Here is a 25,729-nt window from a genome sequence, read left to right as displayed (position 1 = left end):
ATGTTCCACGCTTCCGCGGTATTCGTGGTGGGATGGTTGTCTGGTGGGTTGGTTTTTTTGTATACCTGCGCCGCCCGCCGAGTCGACTCGGCGGGCGGCGCTTTCTGCTGTGCTGGGTTACTTGACCGGGAGCATGCTGTCGGTGCCGCCGACATCGGTGATCTTCCAGTCCTGGCCCGCGTCGACGGTGATGGTGAACAGCACCGTGTTGCGCTGGGGTTCGGGGTTCTGGGCGTTGGTGGTGCTCACGTCGACGAAGGCGTCGACCTGGTAGACCTCGCCCTCGTGTGACATCACCTTGGCGGCGATCGGGGTGGCCGAGGAGGTCCACTTCAGTACGGAGAGGATCTGCTCGAGCTTCGGGCTGGCGGCGTCGAACTTGTCGGCCACCGGCTTGCTGGTGCCCGCCTTGAGGTTGGTCAGCCAGGCGTTGTAGTCCTGGAAGTTCACCGTGCCGGAGCCGACGGCGTAGTCCAGGGCGATCTGCTCGGCCCTGGCGTCGTCGGCGGCCTGCGCGTCGCGGTCGGACAGGTCCGAGCGCGCCGAGCCCAGCAGCACACCGAGCACGATGGCGATGATCGCGAGCACCGCGATCACCCCGCCGCCGATCAGCGAGGAGACGCGCAGCGCCACCGTGCCCTTCTGCGGCTGCGGGGCGGCCTGCTCGGTCTGCTTCGTCAGGTCGGTCTCGCCGGTTTCGCTTTCGGACATGGCTGCCAGGTTACTGACGCCGGGCCGGAACCGGGACATCGTGTCCCAGGTATCTCGCGGCGCCGATTCGCTCAGGAGCAGCACAAACCACGAAAACGAGGCATCGGGCGATATCGATCACACCTGCTGGTTTTCCGTCGGGGCGACCGATCCCGGCGACCTCGGGGAATGAGACAATGGCGTGCGTGACTATCACGATGCCCCAGGCGCCTGCGGCGCTGCGGATCGGCCCCTACGCGGTCGACCCGCCGGTCGTGCTCGCGCCGATGGCGGGCATCACCAATCTCGCGTTCCGCAAACTGTGCCGTGAATTCGGCAGTGACACCGCCATCTACGTCTGCGAGATGATCACCGCGCGCGCGGTGGTGGAGCGCAACGAGAAGACGCTGCACATGATGGCCTTCGACGCCGACGAGCACCCGCGCTCGATGCAGCTCTACGGCGTCGACCCGAAGACCCTCGGTGAGGCGGTGCGCATCGTCGTCGGCGAGGGCTGGGCCGACCACATCGACCTCAACCTGGGCTGCCCGGTCCGCAAGGTGACCCGGCTCGGCGGCGGCTCGGCGCTGCCCTACAAGCGCAGGCTGTTCGCCAATATCGTCAAGGAGATGGTCGCGGCGGCCGAACCGGCCGGCGTCCCGGTGACGTTCAAGTTCCGCGTCGGCATCGACGACGACCACCACACCTACCTCGACACCGGCCGCATCGCCGAGGCCGAGGGCGCCGCCGCCGTCGCCCTGCACGCGCGCACCGCGGCCCAGCTGTACTCGGGTGCGGCGGACTGGTCGGCCATCGCGCGGCTCAAGGAAGCCGTCACCACCATCCCGGTGCTCGGCAACGGTGACATCTTCACCGCCGAGGACGCGCTGCGGATGATGACCGAGACCGGCTGCGACGGCGTGGTCGTCGGCCGCGGCTGCCTCGGCAGGCCGTGGCTGTTCGCCGAACTCAGCGCCGCCCTGCGCGGCGAGCCGATCCCCGACGGCCCGACCCTGGGCCGGGTCGGGGAGATCCTGATCCGCCACGCCACCCTGCTCACCGAGCACGACGGCGAGGACAAGGCGATGCGCGATATCCGCAAGCACATGGCCTGGTACCTGATGGGTTTCCCGGTCGGTTCGCAACTGCGCCGCAGCTTCGCCACGGTTTCGCGGCTGTCCCAGATCGAGGACCTGGTCGCCCAGCTCGACCCCACCGTGCCCTTCCCCACCGACGCGCTCGGCCCGCGCGGCAGGCAGGGCTCACCGCAGACCAAAGTGGTGCTCCCGGAGGGCTGGCTCGATGATCCCGAGGACGACACGGTGCCCACCGCGGCCGATGTGATGCACAGCGGCGGCTGACTCCCGGCCCGGTCCGAGTGGCGAAGTCATCAGTGCGCAATAAGATCGCCAGCGGTTCGATCGCGTACAGGAGTGGCCTCTCGTGGCGGAATCGTTATCATTGCGGACATCGTTCGACTCCGGCTCGAACCGGAGCCGGACGATGACGCGCATGCTGCGCCAGAGTGAGAAGTGAGGTTCGTTGGTGGGTGACGATCGGCGCGGGCGCACGCCCAGGCCCGGAGGTCGCGCCCCCTGGGAGCGCTACCCCGCGGCGGAGCCCACCGAGGGCGAGAGCGGCGGACGCCGTTCCCGGCATGCCGAATCCACCCCGGACACCGGTTCCGCGCCGCTGACGGTGCAGGACCTGGTCGACCGCGTCGACAGCGAACGCACCAAACGCCGCCGCCCGCCTGCCGCGGCCGCCGACACGAGCTCCCGGGCCGGCCGCCGTGCCCGCGAGCAGGCCCCCCGCCCCACGCCGCGCCCCGATATCGCCCCGCGGACCGACAGCTCCGCCGTGGTCGACGACATCGCCGGTTCGGCCCCCTCCCCCGCCGACCGCACCGCGACGACCGCGCTGCCCGTCGGCGCGGCGGCCCACGACCCGGGCGATCCGGTCACCGACATCCTGCCCGCGATCACCGACAGCACCGCGCCACCGCAGCGCGCCAGGCCGGTCAAGACACCCGCCGCGGCGCCCCCCAAGCGGCCCACCGGCGACGAACGGCCCACCGCCGAGCACCACCGCCGCAGGCAGCTGCGGATGGCGGGACGGGTCTCGCTGACCTTCCTCGCGGTGCTGGCCTTGGTCATCACCGGTGGTGGGTGGAGTTATCTGCAGGCCACCAACAACGGGTTCACCCAGGTCTCGGCGCTGGACGGCTCCACCGACGACGTCCTCGACGGTGACATGCAGCTCGGCGACGAGAACTACCTGATCGTCGGCACCGACACCCGCGCGGGCCTCAATGCCGGCGTCGGCGCGGGCACCACCGCGGACGCCGAGGGCGCGCGCGCCGACACGGTGATGCTGGTGCACATCCCGGAGAACCGCTCCCGGGTCGTCGTGGTGTCGTTCCCGCGCGACCTGGATGTCAGCCGGCCCAAGTGCACGGCCTGGGACAACGACAAAGGCGACTACACCGACGAGAAGATCCCCGCGTTCATCGGCGACAAGCTCAACGCCGTCTACGCGGCGGGTGGCCCGCGCTGCCTGGTCGACGTGGTGCGCAAGATGTCGGGCCTGAACATCGGCCACTTCATCGGCATCGACTTCGCCGGCTTCGAGGCCATGGTCGACCGGATCGGCGGCGTCGAGGTGTGCTCGACCAAGCCGATCATCGACGGCGTACTCGGCACCGTGCTCGAGACCTCGGGCCGCCAGACCATCAACGGCCAGACGGCGCTGAACTACGTGCGGGCCAGGCACGTGGTCGGCGAGGAGCGCAGCGACTACGACCGTATCCATCGCCAGCAGCAGTTCCTGTCCGCGTTGCTGCGCGGGATGTTGTCGAGCAAGGTGCTGCTCGATCCGGGCAAGCTGCAGGGCTCGGTGGAGGCCTTCCGCGAGCACACCTTCGTCGACGGCGTGGCCACCCAGGATCTGATCCTGCTCGGCCGCTCACTGCAGAAGGTGAGCGCGGGCGCGGTCACCTTCATCACCGCGCCGACCGCGGGCACCACCGCCTACGGCAACGAGATCCCGCGCGAATCCGACATCAAGGCGATCTTCCGCGCGATCATCGACGACCAGCCGCTGCCCGGCGAGGAAACGGCCCCGCCGATCACCTCGTCGAGCACGCCGCCGCCGACCCAGGCGCCCAAGATCTACGCGGTGAACCCCGGCTCGGTCTCGGTCCGGGTGTCCAATGGCTCCGGTCTCGGCGGTGTCGCCCAGCAGACGGCCAACCGGCTCTCGGTGAAGGGCTTCGGGATCTACCACGTGGGCAACTACGCCATGGGCAGCAGCGAGACCACCAAGGTCCGCTACGCCGAGGGCAACGAGGCCGAGGCCGCCACCGTCGCCAGCGCGATCCCCGGCGCCTCGATCGAGCGCGCCGACGACCTCGAGGGCGGCATCGTCGACCTGGTGCTCGGCGCGGACTTCGCCGGCACCGTCCGCACCCCGACCATGGTGGGCACCGAGATCACCGGCGCCGCCTCCGGCGAGCCGATCACCGCGGCACCGGTCGCCCTCCCGTCCGATCTCGAGCACATGAACGCGGCCGACACGAGCTGCGAGTAGAGCCGCCACGCTGCCATGCGCCATTAACCCGGCGTTGGGTGACAGCCCTGCCCGTACCCACTAGGGTCTGCGATTATGCGTGTGATCTACAACGAGCAGATGGCCGATCTCGCCAACCTTCTCGGCGAGATGGCCGGTCTCGCCGGCCAGGCGATGGAACAGGCCACCCAGTCCTTGCTGCAGGCCGACCTCGCGCTGGCCGAGCAGGTCATCGGTGAACAGGATCGGATCTCGCTGATGATCAGCGAGGCCGAGGAGAAGGCCTTCGCGCTGCTGGCGCTACAGGCCCCGGTGGCGGGCGATCTGCGCCAGGTGGTCAGTGCCATCCAGATCGTCGGCGACGTGAACCGGATGGGCGCGCTGGCCCTGCATGTGGCCAAGGTGACGCGGCGCCGCCACCCCAACCACGCGCTGCCCGAATCCGTCAACGGCTACTTCGCCGAGATGGGCCGCATCGCGGTGAGTATGGGCGCGGGCGCCAAGGAGGTGCTCGAGACCCGCGATCCCGAGCGCGCCGCCCAGCTCAATCAGGACGACGAGGCGATGGACGACCTGCACCGTCACCTGTTCACCCTGCTGATGGACCGGGAGTGGAAGTACGGCGTCGCCTCGGCCGTCGACGTCACCCTGCTGGGCCGCTACTACGAGCGCTTCGCCGACCACGCCGTCGAGATCGGCCGCCGGGTGATCTTCCTGGTGACCGGTGTCCTGCCCGGTGACGAGGACGTCGAACCCGCCTGACAGACGACGAAGCCCCCGTTCTCTCCGCGGAGAGAACGGGGGCTTTCTCGATGTGGTTACCCGAAGCGGCCGGAGATGTAATCCTCCGTGGCGCGCTGGGTGGGGTTGGAGAAGATCTTCTCGGTGTCGTCGATCTCGATCAGCTTGCCGGGCTTGCCCTGCGCCTCGAGGTTGAAGAAACCGGTCTGGTCACTCACGCGCGCGGCCTGCTGCATGTTGTGGGTGACGATGACGATCGTGAACTCCTTCTTGAGCTCGGTGATCAGGTCCTCGATCGCCAGCGTGGAGATCGGGTCCAGCGCCGAACACGGCTCGTCCATCAGCAGCACATCGGGCGAGACCGCGATGGCGCGGGCGATGCACAGACGCTGCTGCTGACCACCGGAGAGGCCACCGCCCGGCTTGTCGAGGCGGTCCTTGACCTCGTTCCAGAGGTTGGCGCCCTTGAGCGAGCGCTCGGCGACCTCGTCGAGTTCCTTCTTGTTGCGCACGCCCTGCAGCTTCAGCCCGGCCACCACATTGTCGCGAATCGACATGGTGGGGAACGGGTTCGGGCGCTGGAACACCATGCCGATGGTGCGGCGCACGCCGACCGGGTCGATCGCCGAACCGTAGATGTCCTCGCCGTCGAGCAGCACCGCGCCTTCGACGCGGGCGTTCGGGGTCACCTCGTGCATGCGGTTGAGCGAACGCAGCACCGTGGACTTGCCGCAACCGGAGGGACCGATGAAGGCGGTGACGCTGCGCGGCAGCACGGTCAGTTCCACGCTCGACACGGCGTGGAAGCTGCCGTAGTAGATGTTGAGATCTTTGACGTCGATCCGCTTGGCCATGGGAGTTGTCCGTTCGGTTCTATCGGTTGCGGGTGAGCAGCTTGTTGACGCCGGCGGCGGCCAGGTACAGCACCGCGATGATCAGGATGAGCGTGAGCGCCGCACCCCAGACTCGTTCGCGGCCCGCGGCCTCCGGGTTGGCCAGCTCCTGGTACATCATCAGCGGCAGCGAGGCCATGTTGCCGTCGAAGATGTTCTGGTTGATCGACTTGCTGTAACCGACCAGCACCAGCACCGGCGCGGTCTCACCCATGACGCGGGCGACCGAGAGCAGGATGCCGCTGATCATGCCGGGCGCCGCGGTCGGGACGACGATGCGCACGATGGTCTTCCACTTGGGCACGCCGAGCGCGTAGGAGGCCTCGCGCAGCTCGTCGGGCACCAGTTTGAGCATCTCCTCGGTGCTGCGCACCACCACCGGCAGCATCAGCAGCACCAGCGCGAGGGAGACCGCGAAGGCGCTCTGCGGCATCCCGAAGGTGGCGATCCACAGCGCGAAGATGAACAGCGCGGCCACGATCGAGGGCACACCGGCGAGGATGTCGACCATGAAGGTGGTGACCTTCGCCAGCCGGCCGCGCCCGTATTCGACCAGGTAGATCGCGGCCATGATGCCCAGCGGCACCGCGATCACGGTGGCGACCAGCGACTGCACGATGGTGCCGTAGATGGCGTGGTACACACCGCCGCCGGTCTGGTCGGGCAGGATGCCCTTCTGCGAGTTGAACCACCAGTCCGCCGAGACGATGGCGGTGATGCCCTTGCTCACCACCAGCCACAGCACCCAGGCCAGCGGGATCAGCGCGATCACGAAGCAGGTGGTGACCAGTCCGGTCGCGATGTTGTTCTTGATCCGCCTGCCGGTGCTGACGTGACGGAACGTCGGCGCCTTGACCGGCTTGTCGAGCAGCGTCGTGGTGGCCATCAGCCGTTCACCTTTCCGCCGGAGGTCAGGCGGGCCAGTGCGTTGACCACGAAGGTCAGCGCGAACAGAACGAAGCCGGCGGCGATGTAGGCGCCGGTCGGCAGCGGGGAGCTGAACTCCGAGGCCGCCGAGGCGATCTTGGAGGCGAAGGTGTAGCCGCCGTCGAACAGCGACCAGTTCCCGGCCTGGGTGGCGGTGCGCAGCACGACCAGCACCGCGATGGTCTCACCGAGCGCGCGGCCGAGGCCGAGCATGGAACCGGCGATCACACCGCTGCGGCCGTAGGGCAGCACGGTCATCCGCACGACTTCCCACTTGGTCGCGCCCAGCGCCTGTGCCGCCTCGATGTGCGCGCGCGGGGTGAGCGCGAACACCTCGCGGGCCACCGAGGTGATGATCGGCAGGATCATCACCGCGAGCACGACACCGGCGGTGAAGATGGTGCCGCCGCCGGCGATCGTGACATTGCCGTCGGCGAAGAGGAAGAACCAGCCGAGCTTGTCGTTGAGGAAGTCCTGCACCGGCGAAAGCTGCGGCGCCAGCACCAGAAAGCCCCACAGACCGAACACGATCGAGGGCACCGCGGCGAGCAGGTCGATCAGCATGGTGAACGGCTTGCCCAGCCGTGAAGGCGCGTAGTGGGTGAGGAACAGCGCGATCCCGACACCGATCGGCACCGCGACGATCAGCGCGAACACCGAGCTGAGCACGGTGACCATCAACAGGTCACGGATGCCGAAGCGCAGGTTGTCCGCGTCGCCGGTGGAGAACTCGGTGCTGGTGAAGAAGTTCGCCTCATTGGCCATGAGCGAGGGAACCGCGCGGATCAGCAGGAAGAGCGCGATCAGCGCGATGGCCGCGACGATCGTCGCGCCCGCCGCGGTGGCCGTCCACCGAAAGATGGTCTCGGTGTCGAAGCGGCCGCTACGACCCTTGCTCGGGGCCTTGCCGGTTTTCGGTTCGGGCATTGTCGCAGTATCTCCGGCCGCCCCCGGGCCCGTCGAATTCGACGGGCCCGGCGCGGTCACCTCGGGGTGGATGGTCATGGCCGATTCTCGATCAGGAGATGGCGTTGATCGCGGTGGTCAGCTTGGTCTTGAACTTCTCCGGCAGCGGCACGTAGCCGGCTTCGGAGAGGCCGTCCTGACCGTTGGTGACCGCCGAGGTCAGGAACGCCTTGACGGCCTTGCTGGTGTCGGCGTCGGCGTACTTGGAGCACACGATCTCGTAGGTCGCCATCATGATCGGGTAGGCGGCCGCCTCGGTCGGCTTGTAGAACGAGCTGGTGTCGAGGACCAGGTCGTTGCCCTCGCCCTTGATCTTCACGCCGTCGATCGACGCGCCGGCCGACTCGGCGGTGAGCGCGACGGGGGTCTTGCTCGCGGAGGTGATGATCTGCGCGATGGACAGTTCCTGCGCCTTGGCGAAGGCCCACTCGTTGTAGGTGATCGAGTTGACGGTGCGCTTGACACCGGCGGAGGTGCCCTCGTTGCCCTTGGCGCCTTCACCGACGCCGCCGGCGAAGGTCTTGCCCGCGCCCTTGCCCCACGCCCCGTCGGAGGCGGCGTCGAGGTAGTGCTGGAAGTTGTCGGTGGTGCCCGACTCATCCGAGCGGTAGACCACGTTGATCTTCGCCGCGGGCAGCGTGGCGTCGGGGTTGAGCGCCTTGATCTCGGGGGCGTCCCACATGGTGACGGCGCCGTTGAAGATCTTGGCGGCGGTCGGTCCGTCGAGCACCAGATCGGTCACGCCGTCGATGTTGTAGGTGATGGCGATGGGACCGAAGACGGTCGGCAGGTTCCAGGCAGGCGCGCCGCACTGCTCCTGCGCCTTGGCCGGCTCGTCCTTCTTGTCGCTGAGCGGGGAGTCCGAACCGGCGAAATCGGTCTGGCCGCCGAGGAACTCGTTGACGCCCGCGCCCGAACCACTCGAGGTGTAGTTGAGGTTGAAGCCGTCGCAGTTGGTCTGGTAGGCGATGATGAACCGTTCCATGGCGTTCTTCTGCGCGGAAGAACCGCTGGCTTTGAGCGTCTCCTTGCCACCACAGTCGACGCTGGTGTTGGCGACGGTGCCGCCCGCGGTGTTGTTGTCATCGCTGCCACAGGCGGTCAGGGTCATCGCCCCGAGGGCGACGGCGCCGACCAGGACGCTGGTGCGCTTGAAGTTCACTTTTCCTCCGACATTGCTGACAACTCGCTCGGTCCCTCACCGGCCCGGGCGAGTAGGGCGATGCGCGGCGCGGTCAGCGCGCACACCAGGCGACGACCGTGCCGCCCAGAAGAAACGTAAGGTCGCACGGTTGACAGTGGGCCCGACGTGAGTGAACGGAGAATGAACAGCCCGGCGCGAACTGGGTCGCGGATGTGACGTTTGCCCCAGTTTTACCGCGCGGTACCCGGTCAGCCGCACGTTATTCAGCCACGATGGCGAATTCACCGCCGATGTGAGGTGTCTCGCACCTCTTACCCGTGGGCGTAGGCGACGTCCACATGTGCCGGTGCGAAGCCGAGCTTGGTGTAGGTCCGCACGGCCGCGTGATTGTCGGCCTCGGTGTAGAGCAGGACCTCGCTGCACCCGGTGTCGCGCAGGTGGCGCAGGCCGGCCAGGGTGAGCAATCGGCCCAGGCCACGGCCCTGCGCGGCCGGATCGATGCCAACCACGTAGACCTCGCCGGCCGGGGCAGCGTCGGGGTGGGCCTTGGTCCAGTGGAAGCCGAGCAGCCGGTCCGGATCGGCGGCGTCGAAGGCCAGGAACAGCCCGGCCGGGTCGAACCAGGACTCCGCGCGGCGGGTGGCGATCTCGCGCTCGGTCCAGCCGCCCTGTTCGGGGTGCCAGGCGAAGGCGGCGTTGTTCACCCGCAGCAGTTCGGCGTCGTCGGCGGGGCCCGCGTAGGTGCGCAGCACGAGATCGCTGGGGACTTCGAGTTCGGGTAGCTCTTGAGTTGCCAGTGAACGGCGCATCTGCCACAACTCACGTGCCGTGACCAGCCCGAGGCCGGCCGAGACAGCCTTGGCGGCGGGCAGGTCACCGTGTGCCCACACGCGGGCACCCGGCCCGCCCTCGGTCAGCGCGGCACGCACCAGCTCGGTCCCGACGCCCGCCCGGCGCGCGGCCGGGTCGACGGACACCTCGGCCATCGCCGGGTGATCGTCATGCGCGGCAACGAGATTCGCGTAACCGACCAGCTCGCCCGCCCGTTCGGCGAGCAGATGCCGGGTCGACGGATCGGCTTCGGCGAGGGAGAGCACGGCCTGCTCGGAGACCGGCGCGACGCCGTCGGCGGCCTTGGCGCGGTCGAGCAGAGCCCGCACGTCCGCCGCGGTCCCGGCATCGATCCGATCGGTCCAGGTCAGGTTCGCTGTCTCGGCCATCTGCGCCGCCCTCCTCGCTCGGCACGCCGCTCGGCGCGTCCCACGCTGCAACACCGGTGCCGCCGCCGATACTCCCGGCGGCGCGGACGACAAACTACTGCGCGGTGCCGTTGAGCGGGGCCAGCGGCGAGTCGTCGCCGTCGACATCCTCGTCTGGGAAGCTCACCGACTCCCCCTTGGCCGCCTGCGTCCTGGCCGGGCGCACCGCCTTGTAGCCGACATTGCGCACGGTGCCGATCAGCGATTCGTACTCGCTGCCCAGCTTGGCGCGCAGGCGCCGCACGTGCACGTCGACGGTGCGGGTGCCGCCGAAGAAGTCGTAGCCCCACACCTCCTGCAGCAGCTGGGCCCGGGTGAACACCCGGCCCGCGTGCTGGGCGAGGTACTTGAGCAGCTCGAATTCCTTGTAGGTGAGGTCGAGCGGGCGACCACGCAGCCGCGCGGTGTAGGTGCCCTCGTCGATCACCAGCTCACCCAGGGTGATCTTGCCGGTGTTCTCCGGGCTGGCGACCCCGCCGTTGCGCCCGACCAGCAGCCGCAGCCGCGCGTCGAGCTCGGCGGGACCGGTACCGGGCAGCAGGATGTCGTCCAACCCCCAGTCCGCGTTGACAGCCACCAGACCGCCCTCGGTGAGCACCGCGACGACCGGCACCGACGATCCGGTGCTGCCCAGCAGCCTGCACAGCCCGCGCGCGGCCGCCAGATCGGTCCTGGCGTCGACCAGCGCGACATCGGCGCTGCCCGCTTCCAGCAGGGACGAGACTTCCGTCGGAGCGGGCCGCACATTGTGCGCGAGCAACGACAACGACGGCAGCACCGCGTCGGGGTTGGGGTCGGAGGTCAGCAGGAGCAGCTCCACCGGGCTCTCCTCCTATCTCGTGGCTCCGCGGACGACAGCAGCCGCGTAGCTACGTCGCCGAAACACAGGTCAGTCGTCTGCAACATTAGCGCCTGGAGGTCGATGACCTCGCACCATGTGGCCGACCCGATGTGTCGGCAGCTATAGAGTCACCTCCATGCGCAAGCTGATCATCGGGCTGCTGTGCCTGGCCGGGTTGGCGGTGGTGATCGATTTCGGCGCCGCCGCCTATACGGAATACGACGTATCGCGGCAGCTGCGGGCCGGAGCCGAATTGTCGGCCGACCCCGAAGTGACCTTCCACGGTTTCCCCTTCGCCGCCCAGGCCATGCGCGGCCGCTTCGACGAGGTGACGATCCGCGCCCGCAGTATGCGCCCGGACATCCCCGGCGAGATCGGCATCGAGGCCACTCTCGAGGGCCTGCACGTCCCGCTGGGCCGGCTGCTCGACGGCGCGGCCCGCAATGTCCAGGTGGACCGGGTCGAGGCCCGCATGCGGATCGAGCCGACCGAACTCGGCAGGCTCTTCGGCATCCCCGACCTGCAGGTACACACCCGCCCCGCGGACAAATCCGACGGCACCGGCGGCTCGGGCGGTTCCGGGATGACCACCGCGGGCGCGCTGGTACTCACCGGCACCCTGGCCGTCGCGCCCAACGGCCGTGTCCTGGCCGCCGGCGTCGTCCCGTCCAGCACCAGCACCCGGGTACCGGTGCAGGTCCAGGCCGATCTGCTGCTCGACGGTGACCAGGTCCGCATCCAGGCGACCGGCTTCTACCGCGACACCAGCGGCCCGGCCGACACCACGACCACCACCAAGTCCGAGATCCCCGAGGCGGACAAGGCGGCGGTGCTCGAGCGCTTCAGCCGTACGATCGATACCAAGGAGTTGCCGTTCGGCGTCGCGCCGACCGAGGTGTCGGCGCTCGGCGGCCAGATCGTCGTCGAGGGGATCGGCCGCAACGTCACCATCGACCTGGACCGATTGCAGCAACCATGATCGAACTAGCCATCCTCGCGGCTGTAGTACTGGCCGCCGTCGCGGTCGGCCTGCTGCTGCGGCGCAACCAGGGCCGCGTCCGCGCGGCCACGCTCGACCCGCAGACCCAGCAGCGGGCCCGCCTGCTCGACGCCGCGGGCGTCACCGGCGCCGCCCCCGCGGTCCTGCACTTCTCGGCCGACTGGTGCGGCCCGTGCGACGCGGTCCGCCGGGTCGTCGCCGGCGTCACCGCCGACCTCTCCGATTCCCCGAACGCCCCGCGTGACATCGAGATCGATATCGACGCCGATCCCGCGCTGGCCCGCGAACTCAATGTGCTCTCGCTGCCGACCACCTTCGTCTTCGACGCCGAGGGCAAGGAGCGTTTCCGCATCTCCGGTGTCCCGAAGGCGGGCGATCTGCGCACCGCGCTGGAACCGCTGACAGTGTGATCCAGCACCCGGTTCCGGGGGCCCGGGACATTTCCCGGGGAGACCGGGTAAACTACCTCTCGTGCAATCCGACCACGAGCTGATGCTCACCCGACGCCGCACAGTTGATCTGTGTCGCCTCGGTGGTTGTTGCTGCCTGTGCCGCTGAACGGTCGGCTTCTCACCAGAGATTCCTGACGCCGACCTGTGTCCGCCGTGTGAGTGATCGTGTCGATCCCCCGGCGAACCGGTAGTTCCCACTGATTCCACTCAGCGCAGGAGATCGCACCATGACCACTTCCTCCGACACCCCACAGCGCGTCGATGTTCGCGGGCCACGTTTCGTCGCCTGGATCACCACCGGCGTGCTGGTGCTGGTGCTGGTCACCGCCGCCTTCTCGACCGTCGCCGCCGCGATCCTGATCGGCCTGCAGGCCGTGGTGTTCGCGATCGGCGCGTCAGCGGGCCCGGTCAAGCACCCCTACGGCCGGATCTACGCGGCGCTGCTCGCACCGCGCAACGGTCCGCCCACCGAGACCGAACCCGTGCCGCCGCTGCGTTTCGCGCAGCTGCTCGGCTTCGCGTTCGCCGGTCTCTCCCTGCTGGGCTTCACGCTCGGCTCCCCGATCGTCGGCGCGGTGTTCGCCGGCTTCGCCCTGTTCGCGGCGTTCTTGAACGCCGCGTTCGGGATCTGCCTGGGCTGCCAGATCTACCCCCTGGTGGCCCGCTTCCGCCGGTCCACTGCCCCGGCATCGAACTGACCCTGCAAGTCATCTCTGAAAGGAACAACATGGCTCGCTCCGATGTCCTGGTCTCCGTTGACTGGGCCGAAGAGAACCTCAACGCCCCCGGCGTCGTCTTCGTCGAGGTCGACGAGGACACCTCCGCCTACGAGGGTGGCCACATCGAAGGCGCCGTCCGCCTGGACTGGAAGACCGACCTGCAGGATCAGGTTCGTCGTGACTTCGTGAACCAGGAGCAGTTCTCCGACCTGCTCTCCGCGCGCGGTATCGCCAACGACGACACCGTCGTGCTCTACGGCGGCAACAACAACTGGTTCGCCGCTTACGCCTACTGGTACTTCAAGCTCTACGGCCACAACGACGTCAAGCTCCTCGACGGCGGCCGCAAGAAGTGGGAGCTCGACGGCCGTCCGCTCTCGCGTGACGCGGTCTCGCGCCCGGCCACCCAGTACAAGGCGTCGGCGCCCGACAACTCCATCCGCGCGTTCCGCGACGAGGTCATCGCGGCCATCGGCGCCAAGAACCTGGTCGACGTGCGTTCGCCCGACGAGTTCTCCGGCAAGATCCTGGCTCCCGCGCACCTGCCGCAGGAGCAGAGCCAGCGGGCCGGCCACATCCCCTCCGCGATCAACGTGCCGTGGAGCAAGGCGGCCAACGAGGACGGCACCTTCCGTACCGACGGCGAGCTCGCCGAGCTGTACAAGGACGCGGGCCTGGACGGCGAGAAGGAGACCATCGCCTACTGCCGCATCGGCGAGCGTTCCTCGCACACCTGGTTCGTGCTGCAGGAGCTGCTCGGCCACCAGAACGTCAAGAACTACGACGGCAGCTGGACCGAATACGGTTCGCTCGTCGGCGTGCCTATCGAGTTGGGAGCGTAATCAATATGTGTGCAGCACCTACCCAGGGTCAGGCCATCCCGGCCGGCGTCGATGTGGAGAAGGAGACGGTCATCACCGGCCGTGTCGTGAGCACCGACGGCCAGCCGGTGGGCGGCGCGTTCGTGCGTCTGCTCGACGGCAACGGTGACTTCACCGCCGAGGTCGTCGCCTCCGGCACCGGTGACTTCCGCTTCTTCGCCGCGCCGGGTTCGTGGACCCTGCGCGCGCTGTCCTCGTCGGGCAACGGCTCGGCCGAGGTCCGTCCCGAGGGCGCCGGCATTCACGCCGTCGACGTCGCGGTCGCCAAGTAAGAACCTCACAACGGCCCTGGTAGTTTCCGTGCGGGAACCGCCGGGGCCGTTTGTGTGTCCGCGTACCGGAGTCGCTAGAATCCGGTACGTGGTCATCTTCTTCGAGATTCTCCTCATCGCCGTGTCGATCCTCATCGGCTGGTTCGGCCTGTACGTCTTCTACCGGCTGTTCACTGAGTCATGAGCGGACTCGCGAGCGAAGGTTCCCCGGAGCGAGCGAGTGACGTGACAGCGGCTCCGGCCGCACGTCGAAGCGGTGACGAGGCGGTCGACGTGGCCGCCGAACGCGCCAAAGAGACCGGCGTCCGAAATATTTCGGTCCTGCCGGATCTTCCTCTGCCCGAAGACACCGCGAATCTGCGCGAGGGCCCCGATCTGAACCACGCCATGCTGGCTTTGCTGCCGCTGGTCGGCGTGTGGCGCGGCGAGGGCGAGGGCAACCACCCCACCGACGGCGACTACCACTTCGGTCAGCAGATCGTCGTCTCCCATGACGGCGGCGACTACCTGGTCTGGGAATCACAGACCTGGAAGCTCGACACCGAAGGCGAGTACACGGCCCCCGATCTGCGGGAGAGCGGCTTCTGGCGCGTCGGCACCGACGGTGACGCCGAAATGCTCGAACTCCTGCTCACCCACAGCTCCGGCATCGTCGAGCTGTACTACGGCACCGCCCGCACCCAGTCCTCCTGGGAACTGGCGACCGACGTGGTGATCCGCAGCCAGTCCGGCGCGGTCGTCGGCGGCGCCAAGCGCCTCTACGGCATCGTCGAGGGCGGCGACCTGGCCTACGTCGAGGAACGAGTAGACCCCGACGGCGCCCTCGTCCCCCGCCTCTCGGCCCGCCTGCGGCGCTACATCGGCTGACACCCGGATATGGAGCGACCCCCGAGCCGTATCGTCGCGTTCGGTGAGAACGTGGCGGTCCCGGTTGGATCTGCCGGGGGCTCGGGGGTCGGGTGACTGCTTGGGATTCGCTCAGCGCACCGCTGGGGGAATTCCCACAGTGGGGCTGCTAGCGGGCAGCCACCTCACGCATCCGTTGAACATACATTCTTCAGACCACCTCCTCTCTTGTGTACCGATGAATCTATCGGTGCGGACTGTCGGCGGCAATTGATTTATTTGCGGTGCTGACCTGGGGGAATGCGGCTCCCGCCGGTTGGCGGTGCGCGATGTGGGCGGCGCCGTTCGCGTCCACCGTCACGACAACGTCGGCGCGGTGCTCGGCCGGGAGCTGATGGGTGACGACCACGACGGTCCGCTCCGGGTCGACCAAACCGCTCTCCACATCGAGCAGATCGCACAGCAGCTGCTCGCCTTCCGCGGCGGCCAGGTGCTCGGTGGGCTCATCGAGCAGCAGGGTGTCCGCCGGGGCGACCAGCGCTCGCGCGAGCAGGATCCGACGACGCTGACCACCGGAAACAGCGGCCGCACCACCCGTCAGGCTGGTGTGCACGCCCTTCGACAGCGACGCCACCCACGCCCCGAGACCGACTGCCCCCAACGCGCTTTCGGCCTCCTCGGCCGTGAGATCCCCGCGCGCGACCCGCAGATTCTCCAGGATCGATGTGCCGAACAGATGCGCGTCCTCGGCGAAGAATGTCACTCCCTCGCGCGGGGTATCGAACAACCCGGCCCAGGCCATCAGCAATGTCGTCTTCCCGGCCCCACTCGGCCCGACGACGACTATCCGTCGACCCTCCGGCAGATCAACGGATGCCCCTGTCACCGCGGCCGCTGTTTCCGTGGCAGGCGTGGCGGCGGCTTGCAGGCGGTGCAGGGCGGCGCGGGAGGTGGTGAGGGTGGTGGCGGCGGCGGGGAGGGCGGCTACGGCTTCGAAGGCGGAGAGGGGGACCAGGACCAGGATGGTGAGGGCCATCGGGGTCATGCCGCCCGGGAGGCCGCCGGTGGGGCCGTAGGCGGCGATGCCGACGAGGAGGGCGCCGAGGGTGCTGACGCCGATCGAGAGCGGGGTCGCGGCGGCGGCCCATGCACTGCGCGAGGCCGCGTTGTCCTCGGCGCGCACCGCACGCTGAGAAGCCTTGTCCGCGTTGTCCAGTGCCGCGTCCAGCCGCCCCGCGACCCGCAGCTCGGCGGCATGATCGAGCACCGTCATCGCCTCGGCCGTGAACTCGGCTCGATCGGCCCGTACCGCCCGCTCGGCCTCCCGCCCCGCCACCGCCGACAACCACGGCGCGAGCATCCCCGAAACCCCCAGCGCCACCGCCAGAATCACCGCGGCCAACGGCGAGATGACCGCGATCAACCCCACCGCCGCCACCGACAACACCACCGCGACGGCGACCGGCACGAACACCCGCACCACCACCGCACCGAGATCATCGATATCGGCGCCTACCCGGACGAGCACATCCCCCCGCCGCATCTGCTGGATCGCACGCCCCGCCCGGTCCCCTTCGCTCACCACCCGTTCGGCCCGGCTGGGGTCGCGCCACCACCAGATGTCCGACTGGGCCAGCGTCCGATACACGGTGGTGCGCGCCGAAGTCATCGCCCGCAACGCCACATCGTGGGTCGCCAGGCGTTCGAGATACCGGCACAACCCACGCGAGATCCCGAGCGCCCGCACCCCCACCACCGCGACACTCAGATGCAACACCGGCGGCATCTGCCACGCCCGCGCGATCAACCACGCCGCCAGCGCGGCCAGCCCGAGCCCACTCCCCAGCGCCACCACACCCCACGCGACAGCCACCACCACCCGCCCCGGCGACAACGCCAACAGCCGCCACATAGCCCGCACATCCCCGACCACCGAGGACCCCCGACCCACCGCGCTCATCGCTCCCCCCTCCGCTCGGCACCGGCACTCACGCCGGTTCGGCAGCTGCTATCCACGCCGACGCCGTCGGAATCGCCACCCACCCCGGGGAACAGCCCCGAACTCACCCGCACCACCACGTCCGCCGCGGCGAGCACGGTGGGTCGATGGCCGACGATGACGACTGTCGCGCCGTCTGCGGCGAGCGCGCGCAGGGTGGCGAGAACGCGCTGTTCGGCGGCGTGGTCGAGGTGGGCGGTTGGTTCGTCGAGGAGCAGGATCGGGCGGTCGGCGGCGAGGACGCGGGTCAAGGCAAGGCGCTGGCGCTGCCCGAGGGACAGGCCGGTGCCGCCTTGCCCGACCACGGTGTCCCAGCGGTCCCGAAGTTCATCGAGCACCGCGTCGAAACCTGTGGCGACACTGGCCTCTTCGAGCCTGGCAAGATCGCGCGAAGGTCCTCCCCCGAGCAGTTCGACGTTCTCCAGCAATGTCCCCGGCACCAATACAGGCCGCTGCGGCAGCCATGCGATACGTGCCCACCATGCGGCGGGGTCGAGGTCGCGCACATCGAGACCGTCGACCTGTACTGCGCCGCGATCGGGCTCGATCAACCCCAGAATCGCCTGCAGCGTGGTCGATTTCCCGCATCCGTTCGGCCCGGTCAGCACTGTCACAGCGCCGGGCGCCAGCTGGGCGCTCAGCCGATCCGGCGCCGCGCCGGTATGTGCCGCGATCGTCAAGCCGTGCAGGTCGATTCGGGCCGCAGTGGTCGATGCGCCGGAACCCTGAGCGGCAGGCGAAGCGGCGACGCTGGATGCTCCGAATCGCGACGGGTCCGCAGCCGCCCGACTCTTCGGGTCGAGCACCGCGAACGCCTTCTCCGCCGCCGCCATCCCGTCCTGCGCCGCGTGGAACTTCTCCCCCACCACCCGCAGCGGCCAGTACACCTCCGGCGCGAGGATCAACGCGACCAGGCCGGCGTAGAGAGTCATCTCCCCGTACACCAGCCGCATGCCGATGGCGACGGCGATCAGAGCGACGCTCAGGGTCGCGAGCCCTTCCAGCACCATCGAGGACAGGAACGCGATCCGCAGCGCCTTCATGGTGCGCACGCGCAGCGAATCACCCAGGGCGCGAACCTGATCCACCATGCTCGGCCCGGCGGCGCCTTCGCGGCCGAGGGCACGCAGGGTCGGCATGCCGGCGAACAGGTCGAGGATCTGGTCGGACAGGCGGGTGGTGGCGGCGAGGGTCGCCTCGGCGCGGCCCTGGGTGAGCAGGCCGATGAGGATCATGAAGATCGGGATCAGCGGCACGGTGATCACCGCGATCAGCGCCGAGGCCAGGTCGTGGAAAGCAATGACCACCAACACGATCGGCGGCACCAGGCAGGCCAGCAGCAGGGCGGGCAGGTACCCGGTGAACCAGCCGCGCAACCCACTGAGCCCGTTGCCGACGACGACGGCGATCTCGGTGCGGCGCGCGTCGAGCTCGCGCGGCGGCAGTTCGGCCCCGGCCCGCAGCACCGCGTTCTCCAGCTCGGCGACCACCGCGCTACCGGCCCGATGCGCCAGCCGCGCCTGCCACCAGCTCGCCGCCGCCCGCACGCCAACAGCCACCGCCAGCAGCACCAACTCGGTTGTCCACGAACCGAAGTCACGCTTGTCCGGATCGGTGATGACCCCGGCCAGCACCCGTCCGAGCAGCACGGCGACAGCCACGATCGACCCGGTGATCACCAGCGCGAGCGCGACCGCGATCACCAGATGCGGCCGCGCCGACCGCGCATACCGCCACAGCCGCGGATCGACCGGCTTCCGCCCAGCACCGGCCCGCACCGGCTCCCCGGCGACGACCGCGCCGTCGGGCGCCGCCACGGAGTTCCCGGCACCCTCTTGCGCCACCACGAACGTTCCGTCGACCACCGCACGCTCCCGCACCGGCTCGACCGACCCAGTGCCGGCCGAGTGGTCGCGCGACTGCACCACCGTCAGCCCTTACCGCTGAACGGCAGCCCGATCGGCTCCGGGATGTGCTCGACGCGGATGCGCTGGCGGAACACCCAGTACGTCCACCCCTGGTAGATCAGCACCACCGGGGTCGCGATGAGGGCGGCCCAGCTCATCACGCGCAGCGTGTACGGCGTGGAGGAGGCGTTGTAGACGGTGAGGTCGTAGAGCGGGCTGATCGTGGAGGGCAGCACGTTCGGGAACATCGAGCCGACGATGAGGACGGTTGCCGACATGACTGTCAGCGTGGTGCCGACGAACGCCCAGCCGTCGCGCCCGGCGAATCCGGCCGCGCCGGCGAGTACGAAGCCGAGGACGGCGAGCACCAGCATCGCCCAGGTCCAGCCGGTGCCGTAGGCGAGCTGGGTCCACAGCCCGAAGGCGCCGACCACCACCGCGGCGGGCACCAGCAGCAGCCGTGCGGCGCGCTGGGCGTCGGCGCGCACCTCGCCCGCGGTTTTGAGCACCAGGAACACCGCGCCGTGCAGCGCGAACAGCACCGCCGTGGCCAGCCCGCCGAGCAGCGCGTACGGGCTCAACAGATCCCCTACCGAGCCGACCATCTGCTTGTCCTCGTCCAGCGGCACCCCGCGCACCAGGTTCGCGAACACCCAGCCCCAGGCCAGCGCCGGAATCCAGGATCCGATCCCGATCCCGAGATCGCACCAGGCCCGCCATTTCGGGTCGTTGATCTTGCCGCGGTACTCGATCGCGCACACCCGCAGGATCAGCGCGACCAGCAACAGCAGCAATGCCAGGTAGAACCCGGAGAACATGCTCGCGTACCACTCGGGGAACGCCGCGAACAGCGCGCCACCGGCGGTGATCAGCCACACCTCGTTGCCGTCCCACACCGGGCCGATGGTGTTGAGCACCACGCGCCTGCGTTTGTCGGAGCCCTTGCCCAGGATCGGCATCAGCATGCCGACGCCGAAGTCGAAACCCTCGAGCACGAAGTAGCCGGTGAACAGCACGCCGATGAGTACGAACCAGAATTCCTGCAGATTCATCGCCGGCTCCTAGTAAGCGAAGGACAGTTGGTCGGCGGGTGTTTCGTCATCCGGGGTGTCGGCCGGTGGTTTCGGTGTCTCCGGCCCCGCGATGACATAGCGCCGGATCAGGTAGAACCACACCACCGCGAGCGCGCCGTAGAGCAGCGTGAACACCACCAGCGAGAACAGCACGGTGCCTGCGGAGTGCTCGGAGACCGCCTGCTGCACCGTCATCCGGATATTCGGATCGCCGGTCGGGTTGGGCACCACCGCCCAGGGTTGACGGCCCATCTCGGTGAACACCCAGCCCGCGCTGTTGGCCAGGAACGGGGTGGGGATGGCGAGCAGGCTCAGCCAGGAGAACCACCGCTGGTCCGGTACCCGGCCGCCGCGGGTCACCCAGAAGCCGGCGAAGACCAGCACCATCGCGCCCGCGGCCAGGCCGATCATGGCGCGGAAGGACCAGTAGGTGACGAACAGGTTGGGCCGGTAGTCGCCCGGACCGTATTCGACGTTGTAGGTCTGTTGCAGGTCCTGCACGCCGTCGAGGGTCACGCCGGTGAACTGCCCCTCGGCGAGATAGGGCAGCACATAGGGCACTTTCAGCACGTGGGTGACGCTGTCGCAGTTGTTGTGCGTGCCGACGGTGAGGATCGAGAAATCGGGGTTGGTCTCGGTGTGGCACAACGATTCCGCCGAGGCCATTTTCATCGGTTGCTGCTCGAACATGAGTTTGCCCTGGATGTCACCGGTGAAGATCAGGGCCACGCCCGCGAGCACGACCACCACCAGTGAGGCCCGCGCGGCCGGGCGCCACATGGTGCGCGCCTCTTCGAGTTTCGCCGGATCACCGCTGCGCGCGTTGCGTACCATCCACCAGCCGGCGATCCCGGCGACGAACACGCCCGCGGTGAGGAAAGCGCCGGCGACCACGTGCGGAAAGGCCGCCACCGTCGTGTTGTTGGTGAGCAGCGCCGCGATGCTCTCCAGTTCGGCGCGCCCGGTTTCGGGGTTGTAGCGCGCGCCGACCGGGTGCTGCATGAACGAATTCGCCGCGACGATGAAGTAGGCCGAGGCGTTCACTCCTATGGCGACGATCCAGATCGTCGCCAGGTGCACGAGTTTCGGCAATCGGGTCCAGCCGAAGATCCACAGGCCGATGAAGGTCGACTCCATGAAGAAGGCGATCAGCGCTTCCAGCGCCAGTGGTGCGCCGAAGACGTCACCGATGAAGCGGGAGTACTCGCTCCAGTTCATGCCGAACTGGAATTCCTGCACGATGCCGGTGGCGACGCCGAGGGCGAAGTTGATCAGGAACAGTTTGCCGAAGAACTTGGTGAGCCGGTACCAGTGCTCGTTACCGGTCACCACCCACGCGGTCTGCATCATCGCGATGAGCGGTGCCAGGCCGATGGTCAGGGGAACGAAAATGAAGTGATAGACGGTCGTGATCCCGAATTGCCACCGCGAGACATCGAGCGTGTCCATTCGAGCTCCCACCTTCCACTACGACGACTTGTAGTAGATGGTACGCCCGGGTAGCCGCTGTTCAAGGGTGACGACGGCCACGACACGCCGAAACCCGCAGGGGCACGCCCACCCGTGCCCCACGCACGGCTCACCAGTCGCCGATGGCGCCCGGCCGTTCGATGCCCTGATCAACCATATCGACGATCTCCTGCGCGTTGTCCGGCGCCGACATGCGCACGCCGTCCAATTGATTCACCCGCGCGGCCAGGGTGACGCTCGACAACAGCCAGATGCTGTCGCAGTCGAACAGGTCGGCGGTGAACAGCGACTGGTACTTGCACTCCCAGCCCGCCTTCTCCGCCACCGCGAACAGCGAGCGCTGGGTGACACCGGGCAGCACACCGTTTTTCGCGGGCGGCGTGATCAGCTGCTTGTCCCGCGCGATGACCACGGTGGAGCGCGGACCCTCCAGCACCCGGTGCTCGGTGCTGTGGAAGATCACGTCCTCAGCGCCCATCCGCCGGGCGAAACGCAGCGCCGCCATATTGGTCGCGTAGGACAGCGTCTTGGCGCCGAGCAGCTGCCAGGGCGCCGCCTGCGCCAGATCGATCGAGATGCCGCGGGCGAGCGACATCACCTTCACGCCCTCGGCGCGGGCGGTCGCGACACGTTCGGGCACCGGGGAGACGAGCACATACGCGGTCGGCTCCGGATCCTCCGGCGCCAGCCCCGAACGCGGTGCGTCGAATTCCGAGTCGCGGCCGCGCGAGTAGATCAGCCGCAGCACGCCTTCCTCCTCGGCGCCCCACTCCTTGACCGCCAGCTGGACCGCCGAGCGCCATTTCGCCAGTTCCGGATCGGGCAGTTCCAGCGCCTGCGCCGAACGGCGCAGCCTGGCCAGGTGGAATTCCAGCGCGGTGGCGGTGCCACCGCGCACCAGAATCGTTTCGAAAACCCCGTCTCCGCGCAGTGCTCCGATGTCGTCGGCATAAAGCAACGGCGCGTTCGCATCAGCGAACGCGCCGTCGAGTGTCACAAGAACCCGTTCTCCCATGTGACGAGCGTAGGCGTTATCGGTCCGTTATGCCTATGGCTGCATCGAATCCGGCGTTCGGATCAGCCTGTCGCACCGCCCGCCTGCGGCGCATGTCGGTGCACGCGCCTACAGTGGGTGATGTGTCGCAGGCCGTCGCCCCCAGTCCTGTTCTCCATACTCCGGGTGCCGTCGCGGGCGCACCGGGCTCCCCCGACGCCGCTGTCGCCTGGCATTACGGCGATCCCTTCGGCGAGCAGAAGGCCGCGGTGCAGCGGGTCGCGGTCGTCGATCGCTCCCATCGCAGCCTCGCCACCATCACCGGCGCCGAGCGGCTGAGCTGGCTACACACCATCACCAGCCAGCACATCGCCGCCCTGCCCGACGCGCACAGCGCCGAGACGCTCGACCTCGATCTCAACGGCCGGGTCCAGCACCACTACGTGGTGACCGACCTCGACGGCACGCTCTGGATCGACACCGAGGCCGAACGCGGCGCCGAGCTGCTGGCCTTCTTGCAGAAGATGGTCTTCTGGGCCGACGCCAAACCCGAGCCCGCACCCGGCTACGCGATGCTGAGCCTGCTCGGCCCGCAGGCAAGCACCCTTGCCGGAGCACTCGGCATCGATGCGCTGCCCGGGGTCTACGCCGCCGTTGCGCTGCCCGGTGGCGGGTTCCTGCGCCGGATGCCGTGGCCCGGCGAGCACGCCTACGACCTGATCGTCCCCCGCGCCGCGCTCGGCGACTGGTGGAGCAAGCTCACCGACGCGGGCGCCCAGCCCGCAGGCATGTGGGCTTTCGAGGCGCTGCGGGTCGCCGAACTGCGTCCCCGCGTCGGCGTCGACACCGACGAGCGCACCATCCCGCACGAGGCCCGCTGGATCGGCGGCATCGACGAGCACGGCGCGGTGCACCTGAACAAGGGCTGCTATCGCGGGCAGGAGACGGTCGCCCGGGTGCACAACCTCGGCAAGCCACCGCGCAACCTGGTGCTGCTGCACCTGGACGGCTCGGCCGACGAACGCCCCGCCGTCGGTGACGACGTGACCGCGGGCGGACGTGCGGTCGGCAGGCTGGGCACCGTCATCGACCACTACGAACTGGGCCCGATCGCGCTGGCACTGGTCAAGCGTTCGGTCCCGGCGGGCACCGCGCTGGTCGCAGGCACCATGGCCGCGGCCATCGACCCCGACTCGGTCCCCGCCGACGATGTCGTGCAAGCGGGCCGCGCCGCCGTCGACCGGCTGCGCGGGCGATGAGCGAGGTCCTCCGGCGCGCCGACGAACCCATGTCGGCCGACCAGGCGATCGGCCGCACTGCCGGTCGACCCGTCTCGGCGACGGATCGCGCGGCGCGCGGAAACGGCGCAGCAGTCTCGGCGACCGACCGCGCCGGGAGTGGAAACGGCGCCCCTGCGAGCGGCCGTCCGTCCCAGCGGGTCGGTGACACCGGCCGGGTCGAGGCGGTCTGCGTGGTGCACGCCGAGATCGAGGTGCGCACCCGGGTCGGCCGGACAGCTATCGACAAGCGGCCGGTCGCGGGGCGCGTGCCGGTGCGGGCACTCGGGCTCGACGGTGATCATGTCTGCGATGTCGAGCATCACGGCGGTCTCGATCAGGCCGTCTACGCCTATTCCGAGGCCGACGCGCACCGCTGGAGCAGCGAACTCGGCCGCACGCTGCCCGCGGGCTGGTTCGGCGAGAACCTACGCCTGAGCGGGCTGCCGGTCAGCGACGCGGTGATCGGGGCGCGCTGGGTCATCGGCGACACGCAACTCGAGGTGAGCGGTCCCCGCGTTCCGTGCGCGGCGTTCGGGCAGTGGTCCGGCGAACGGCAGTGGGTCAAGCGTTTCACCCTCCGATCCGACACCGGCTGCTATTTCCGGGTGCTCGCCGAGGGCAGCATCGGCGCGGGAGACGTGGTTCGGGTGGTCCACGTGCCCGCCCACGGCATCACTGTGCGCGATCTGTTCACCGGTGCCGACCCCGCGCTGCTGGAGCGGCTACGGGCCGAGGAGCCAACGATCTCGGCCGATGTGCGGATGCAGATCGACCGGCACGCCAGGTCCCGGCGCACGCTCGTGGCGGCCGAGCACATCGCTGGTGGAGAGGAGAGCGCGTGAGCGTCGAACTGGTGGAGGTCGTGCGCTCCGGTTTCCGGGAGTGCGTGCACCGCGGTTCGGTCGTCGTCCTCGACGCCGAGGGCACCCCCACCCTCGAACTCGGCGAGGTCCACAGCCCGATCTTCCCGCGCTCGACCAACAAGCCGATGCAGGCGCTGACCCTGTTGCGCAACGGTTTCGACCCCGCCGACGACGCCGAGCTGGCCATCACCACCGCCTCACACTTCGGCGAACCCGACCACATCGCGCTCGTGCAGCGATTGCTCGACCGCTTCGGTTTCACCGCGGCCGATCTGGCCTGCCCACCCGATCTGCCCTTCGCCGAAGACGCCCGTGCCCGCGCGCGGACCGGCTCCGGGCCGAGCCCGCTGTACATGAACTGCTCGGGCAAACACGCGGCGATGCTGGCGACCTGCCTGATCAACGACTGGCCACGCACCGGATATCTCGAGGTCGAGCATCCGTTGCAGCAGGCGGTGCTCGCGACCGTCGCCGACGTCACCGGCGAACCCGAGACCGACCTGGGCATCGACGGCTGCGGCCTGCCGATCGTGCCCGTGTCGCTGATCAACCTGGCCCGCGCCTTCGCCGGTTTCACCACCGCCGAGCCCGGCAGCGCGCCGCGCCGGATCGCCGATGCCGTCCGGGCGAATCCGCGAGTGATTTCGGGCACGAACGGCCCGGATCTGCTGGCCATGTCGACCACCCCCGGCCTGTTCTGCAAGATCGGCGCCGACGGGGTGCACGCGGGCGCGCTCCCCGACGGACGGGCCTTCGCCTACAAGGTCGACGACGGTCACGATCGGGCCAGGATGCCGCTGACGCTGGCGATTCTGCGTCGGCTCGGCGTCGACTGGACAGACGCCCACACCGAGCTCGCCGCCACCGCCGTCACCGGTGGCGATGCCAGAGTCGGTGTGATCCGCGCGATTCCGGGGGTGCTCTGAGACCGGGTGGTCTCGGCGA

At 68.9% G+C, this 25,729-nt stretch carries 24 protein-coding genes; 12 read left to right on the top strand and 12 right to left on the bottom strand.

What is annotated here, in order from left to right; translation table 11 throughout:
* Positions 1 to 117: 117 nt before the first annotated feature.
* Positions 118 to 711 carry a hypothetical protein gene (locus ACFXK0_RS24015; RefSeq protein WP_379412966.1) on the bottom strand — a complete coding sequence of 198 codons (594 nt, stop codon included), beginning with the start codon at positions 709 to 711 and terminating at the stop codon, positions 118 to 120.
* A gap of 176 nt (positions 712 to 887) precedes the next feature.
* Here ACFXK0_RS24015 and dusB point away from each other — a divergent pair, with 176 nt between their 5' ends.
* The 3 genes from dusB (at position 888) to phoU (ending at position 5,019) form a co-directional block, all read left to right on the top strand.
* Positions 888 to 2,051, top strand: coding sequence for a tRNA dihydrouridine synthase DusB (gene dusB, locus ACFXK0_RS24010; RefSeq protein WP_379412965.1), 1,164 nt, complete (start codon positions 888 to 890; stop codon positions 2,049 to 2,051).
* Between the two features lie 184 nt (positions 2,052 to 2,235).
* Positions 2,236 to 4,278, top strand: coding sequence for an LCP family protein (locus ACFXK0_RS24005; RefSeq protein WP_379412964.1), 2,043 nt, complete (start codon positions 2,236 to 2,238; stop codon positions 4,276 to 4,278).
* Between the two features lie 75 nt (positions 4,279 to 4,353).
* The gene (phoU, locus tag ACFXK0_RS24000) at positions 4,354 to 5,019 is read left to right on the top strand and encodes a phosphate signaling complex protein PhoU (protein WP_379412963.1); all 666 of its coding nucleotides are present in this window, start codon (positions 4,354 to 4,356) and stop codon (positions 5,017 to 5,019) included.
* Between the two features lie 56 nt (positions 5,020 to 5,075).
* Here phoU and pstB read toward each other — a convergent pair whose 3' ends face one another.
* From pstB to ACFXK0_RS23970, 6 genes are all read right to left on the bottom strand, one after another.
* Positions 5,076 to 5,852, bottom strand: a complete 777-nt coding sequence (gene pstB, locus ACFXK0_RS23995) for a phosphate ABC transporter ATP-binding protein PstB (protein ID WP_379412962.1) — start codon at positions 5,850 to 5,852, stop codon at positions 5,076 to 5,078.
* A gap of 19 nt (positions 5,853 to 5,871) precedes the next feature.
* Positions 5,872 to 6,777: a phosphate ABC transporter permease PstA gene (gene pstA, locus ACFXK0_RS23990; RefSeq protein ID WP_379412960.1), complete on the bottom strand. Its 906-nt coding sequence runs from the start codon at positions 6,775 to 6,777 to the stop codon at positions 5,872 to 5,874.
* On the bottom strand, positions 6,777 to 7,745 hold the full coding sequence (gene pstC / locus ACFXK0_RS23985; RefSeq protein WP_379412959.1) for a phosphate ABC transporter permease subunit PstC: 969 nt from the start codon (positions 7,743 to 7,745) through the stop codon (positions 6,777 to 6,779). Before pstC ends, pstA begins: the two co-directional genes overlap by 1 nt.
* Before the next feature lie 91 nt (positions 7,746 to 7,836).
* Positions 7,837 to 8,946 carry a phosphate ABC transporter substrate-binding protein PstS gene (gene pstS, locus ACFXK0_RS23980; RefSeq protein WP_379412957.1) on the bottom strand — a complete coding sequence of 370 codons (1,110 nt, stop codon included), beginning with the start codon at positions 8,944 to 8,946 and terminating at the stop codon, positions 7,837 to 7,839.
* 293 nt (positions 8,947 to 9,239) lie between these two features.
* Entirely contained in the window at positions 9,240 to 10,148 is a 909-nt protein-coding gene (mshD, locus tag ACFXK0_RS23975) for a mycothiol synthase (protein ID WP_379412956.1), read from the bottom strand.
* A gap of 94 nt (positions 10,149 to 10,242) precedes the next feature.
* Entirely contained in the window at positions 10,243 to 11,007 is a 765-nt protein-coding gene (locus tag ACFXK0_RS23970) for a winged-helix domain-containing protein (protein WP_379412954.1), read from the bottom strand.
* Positions 11,008 to 11,164: 157 nt separating this feature from the next.
* Between ACFXK0_RS23970 and ACFXK0_RS23965 the strand changes: the two genes are divergently transcribed.
* From ACFXK0_RS23965 to ACFXK0_RS23940, 6 genes are all read left to right on the top strand, one after another.
* Positions 11,165 to 12,007: an LmeA family phospholipid-binding protein gene (locus ACFXK0_RS23965; protein WP_379412953.1), complete on the top strand. Its 843-nt coding sequence runs from the start codon at positions 11,165 to 11,167 to the stop codon at positions 12,005 to 12,007.
* Positions 12,004 to 12,438 (top strand): thioredoxin family protein, encoded by a 435-nt coding sequence (locus ACFXK0_RS23960; protein ID WP_379412951.1) that lies wholly within the window; start codon positions 12,004 to 12,006, stop codon positions 12,436 to 12,438. The genes ACFXK0_RS23965 and ACFXK0_RS23960 overlap by 4 nt, the downstream gene beginning before the upstream one ends.
* 269 nt (positions 12,439 to 12,707) lie before the next feature.
* Complete coding sequence (locus ACFXK0_RS23955) at positions 12,708 to 13,178, top strand: DUF4395 domain-containing protein (RefSeq protein WP_379412950.1); 471 nt, start codon at positions 12,708 to 12,710, stop codon at positions 13,176 to 13,178.
* Positions 13,179 to 13,207: 29 nt separating this feature from the next.
* The gene (locus ACFXK0_RS23950) at positions 13,208 to 14,041 is read left to right on the top strand and encodes a sulfurtransferase (RefSeq protein ID WP_379412948.1); all 834 of its coding nucleotides are present in this window, start codon (positions 13,208 to 13,210) and stop codon (positions 14,039 to 14,041) included.
* 5 nt (positions 14,042 to 14,046) lie between these two features.
* The gene (locus ACFXK0_RS23945) at positions 14,047 to 14,352 is read left to right on the top strand and encodes a DUF1416 domain-containing protein (protein ID WP_379412947.1); all 306 of its coding nucleotides are present in this window, start codon (positions 14,047 to 14,049) and stop codon (positions 14,350 to 14,352) included.
* A 180-nt stretch (positions 14,353 to 14,532) separates the two neighbouring features.
* Positions 14,533 to 15,219, top strand: coding sequence for an FABP family protein (locus ACFXK0_RS23940; RefSeq protein WP_379412945.1), 687 nt, complete (start codon positions 14,533 to 14,535; stop codon positions 15,217 to 15,219).
* Between the two features lie 223 nt (positions 15,220 to 15,442).
* Here ACFXK0_RS23940 and ACFXK0_RS23935 read toward each other — a convergent pair whose 3' ends face one another.
* The 5 genes from ACFXK0_RS23935 to ACFXK0_RS23915 form a co-directional block, all read right to left on the bottom strand.
* Positions 15,443 to 17,158, bottom strand: coding sequence for an ATP-binding cassette domain-containing protein (locus ACFXK0_RS23935; protein ID WP_379412944.1), 1,716 nt, complete (start codon positions 17,156 to 17,158; stop codon positions 15,443 to 15,445).
* Complete coding sequence (cydD, locus tag ACFXK0_RS23930; protein WP_379412971.1) at positions 17,155 to 19,014, bottom strand: thiol reductant ABC exporter subunit CydD; 1,860 nt, start codon at positions 19,012 to 19,014, stop codon at positions 17,155 to 17,157. Before cydD ends, ACFXK0_RS23935 begins: the two co-directional genes overlap by 4 nt.
* Before the next feature lie 113 nt (positions 19,015 to 19,127).
* Positions 19,128 to 20,156 (bottom strand): cytochrome d ubiquinol oxidase subunit II, encoded by a 1,029-nt coding sequence (gene cydB, locus ACFXK0_RS23925; RefSeq protein WP_379412942.1) that lies wholly within the window; start codon positions 20,154 to 20,156, stop codon positions 19,128 to 19,130.
* A gap of 9 nt (positions 20,157 to 20,165) precedes the next feature.
* A complete protein-coding gene (locus ACFXK0_RS23920; RefSeq protein ID WP_379412940.1) occupies positions 20,166 to 21,626 on the bottom strand; it encodes a cytochrome ubiquinol oxidase subunit I in 1,461 nt (486 codons plus the stop codon).
* A gap of 130 nt (positions 21,627 to 21,756) precedes the next feature.
* Positions 21,757 to 22,662 (bottom strand): aminodeoxychorismate lyase, encoded by a 906-nt coding sequence (locus ACFXK0_RS23915; protein ID WP_379412939.1) that lies wholly within the window; start codon positions 22,660 to 22,662, stop codon positions 21,757 to 21,759.
* Between the two features lie 92 nt (positions 22,663 to 22,754).
* Here ACFXK0_RS23915 and ACFXK0_RS23910 point away from each other — a divergent pair, with 92 nt between their 5' ends.
* From ACFXK0_RS23910 to ACFXK0_RS23900, 3 genes are all read left to right on the top strand, one after another.
* On the top strand, positions 22,755 to 23,900 hold the full coding sequence (locus ACFXK0_RS23910; protein WP_379412937.1) for a YgfZ/GcvT domain-containing protein: 1,146 nt from the start codon (positions 22,755 to 22,757) through the stop codon (positions 23,898 to 23,900).
* Between the two features lie 212 nt (positions 23,901 to 24,112).
* Positions 24,113 to 24,763, top strand: a complete 651-nt coding sequence (locus tag ACFXK0_RS23905; RefSeq protein WP_379412970.1) for an MOSC domain-containing protein — start codon at positions 24,113 to 24,115, stop codon at positions 24,761 to 24,763.
* Positions 24,760 to 25,710, top strand: a complete 951-nt coding sequence (locus tag ACFXK0_RS23900; RefSeq protein WP_379412935.1) for an asparaginase — start codon at positions 24,760 to 24,762, stop codon at positions 25,708 to 25,710. The genes ACFXK0_RS23905 and ACFXK0_RS23900 overlap by 4 nt, the downstream gene beginning before the upstream one ends.
* Positions 25,711 to 25,729: the final 19 nt, after the last annotated feature.

Origin of the sequence: Nocardia sp. NPDC059177, assembly GCF_042755165.1 — a bacterium.
In the GTDB taxonomy this organism is placed as follows: Bacteria; Actinomycetota; Actinomycetes; order Mycobacteriales; family Mycobacteriaceae; genus Nocardia.
Note: the sequence above shows the minus strand (reverse complement) of the source record. Positions and strands in the feature narration are given on the sequence as shown.

Bases quoted from the DNA above. Each gene is read 5' to 3' on its own strand.
- ACFXK0_RS24015 (WP_379412966.1), bottom strand. From the start codon at position 711: ATGTCCGAAAGCGAAACCGGCGAGACCGACCTGACGAAGCAGACCGAG.
- dusB (WP_379412965.1), top strand. From the start codon at position 888: ATGGCGTGCGTGACTATCACGATGCCCCAGGCGCCTGCGGCGCTGCGG.
- phoU (WP_379412963.1), top strand. From the start codon at position 4,354: ATGCGTGTGATCTACAACGAGCAGATGGCCGATCTCGCCAACCTTCTC.
- pstB (WP_379412962.1), bottom strand. From the start codon at position 5,852: ATGGCCAAGCGGATCGACGTCAAAGATCTCAACATCTACTACGGCAGC.
- pstA (WP_379412960.1), bottom strand. From the start codon at position 6,777: ATGGCCACCACGACGCTGCTCGACAAGCCGGTCAAGGCGCCGACGTTC.
- pstC (WP_379412959.1), bottom strand. From the start codon at position 7,745: ATGCCCGAACCGAAAACCGGCAAGGCCCCGAGCAAGGGTCGTAGCGGC.
- mshD (WP_379412956.1), bottom strand. From the start codon at position 10,148: ATGGCCGAGACAGCGAACCTGACCTGGACCGATCGGATCGATGCCGGG.
- ACFXK0_RS23965 (WP_379412953.1), top strand. From the start codon at position 11,165: ATGCGCAAGCTGATCATCGGGCTGCTGTGCCTGGCCGGGTTGGCGGTG.
- ACFXK0_RS23960 (WP_379412951.1), top strand. From the start codon at position 12,004: ATGATCGAACTAGCCATCCTCGCGGCTGTAGTACTGGCCGCCGTCGCG.
- ACFXK0_RS23955 (WP_379412950.1), top strand. From the start codon at position 12,708: ATGACCACTTCCTCCGACACCCCACAGCGCGTCGATGTTCGCGGGCCA.
- ACFXK0_RS23950 (WP_379412948.1), top strand. From the start codon at position 13,208: ATGGCTCGCTCCGATGTCCTGGTCTCCGTTGACTGGGCCGAAGAGAAC.
- ACFXK0_RS23945 (WP_379412947.1), top strand. From the start codon at position 14,047: ATGTGTGCAGCACCTACCCAGGGTCAGGCCATCCCGGCCGGCGTCGAT.
- ACFXK0_RS23940 (WP_379412945.1), top strand. From the start codon at position 14,533: ATGAGCGGACTCGCGAGCGAAGGTTCCCCGGAGCGAGCGAGTGACGTG.
- ACFXK0_RS23935 (WP_379412944.1), bottom strand. From the start codon at position 17,158: ATGAGCGCGGTGGGTCGGGGGTCCTCGGTGGTCGGGGATGTGCGGGCT.
- cydB (WP_379412942.1), bottom strand. From the start codon at position 20,156: ATGAATCTGCAGGAATTCTGGTTCGTACTCATCGGCGTGCTGTTCACC.
- ACFXK0_RS23920 (WP_379412940.1), bottom strand. From the start codon at position 21,626: ATGGACACGCTCGATGTCTCGCGGTGGCAATTCGGGATCACGACCGTC.
- ACFXK0_RS23915 (WP_379412939.1), bottom strand. From the start codon at position 22,662: ATGGGAGAACGGGTTCTTGTGACACTCGACGGCGCGTTCGCTGATGCG.
- ACFXK0_RS23910 (WP_379412937.1), top strand. From the start codon at position 22,755: ATGTCGGTGCACGCGCCTACAGTGGGTGATGTGTCGCAGGCCGTCGCC.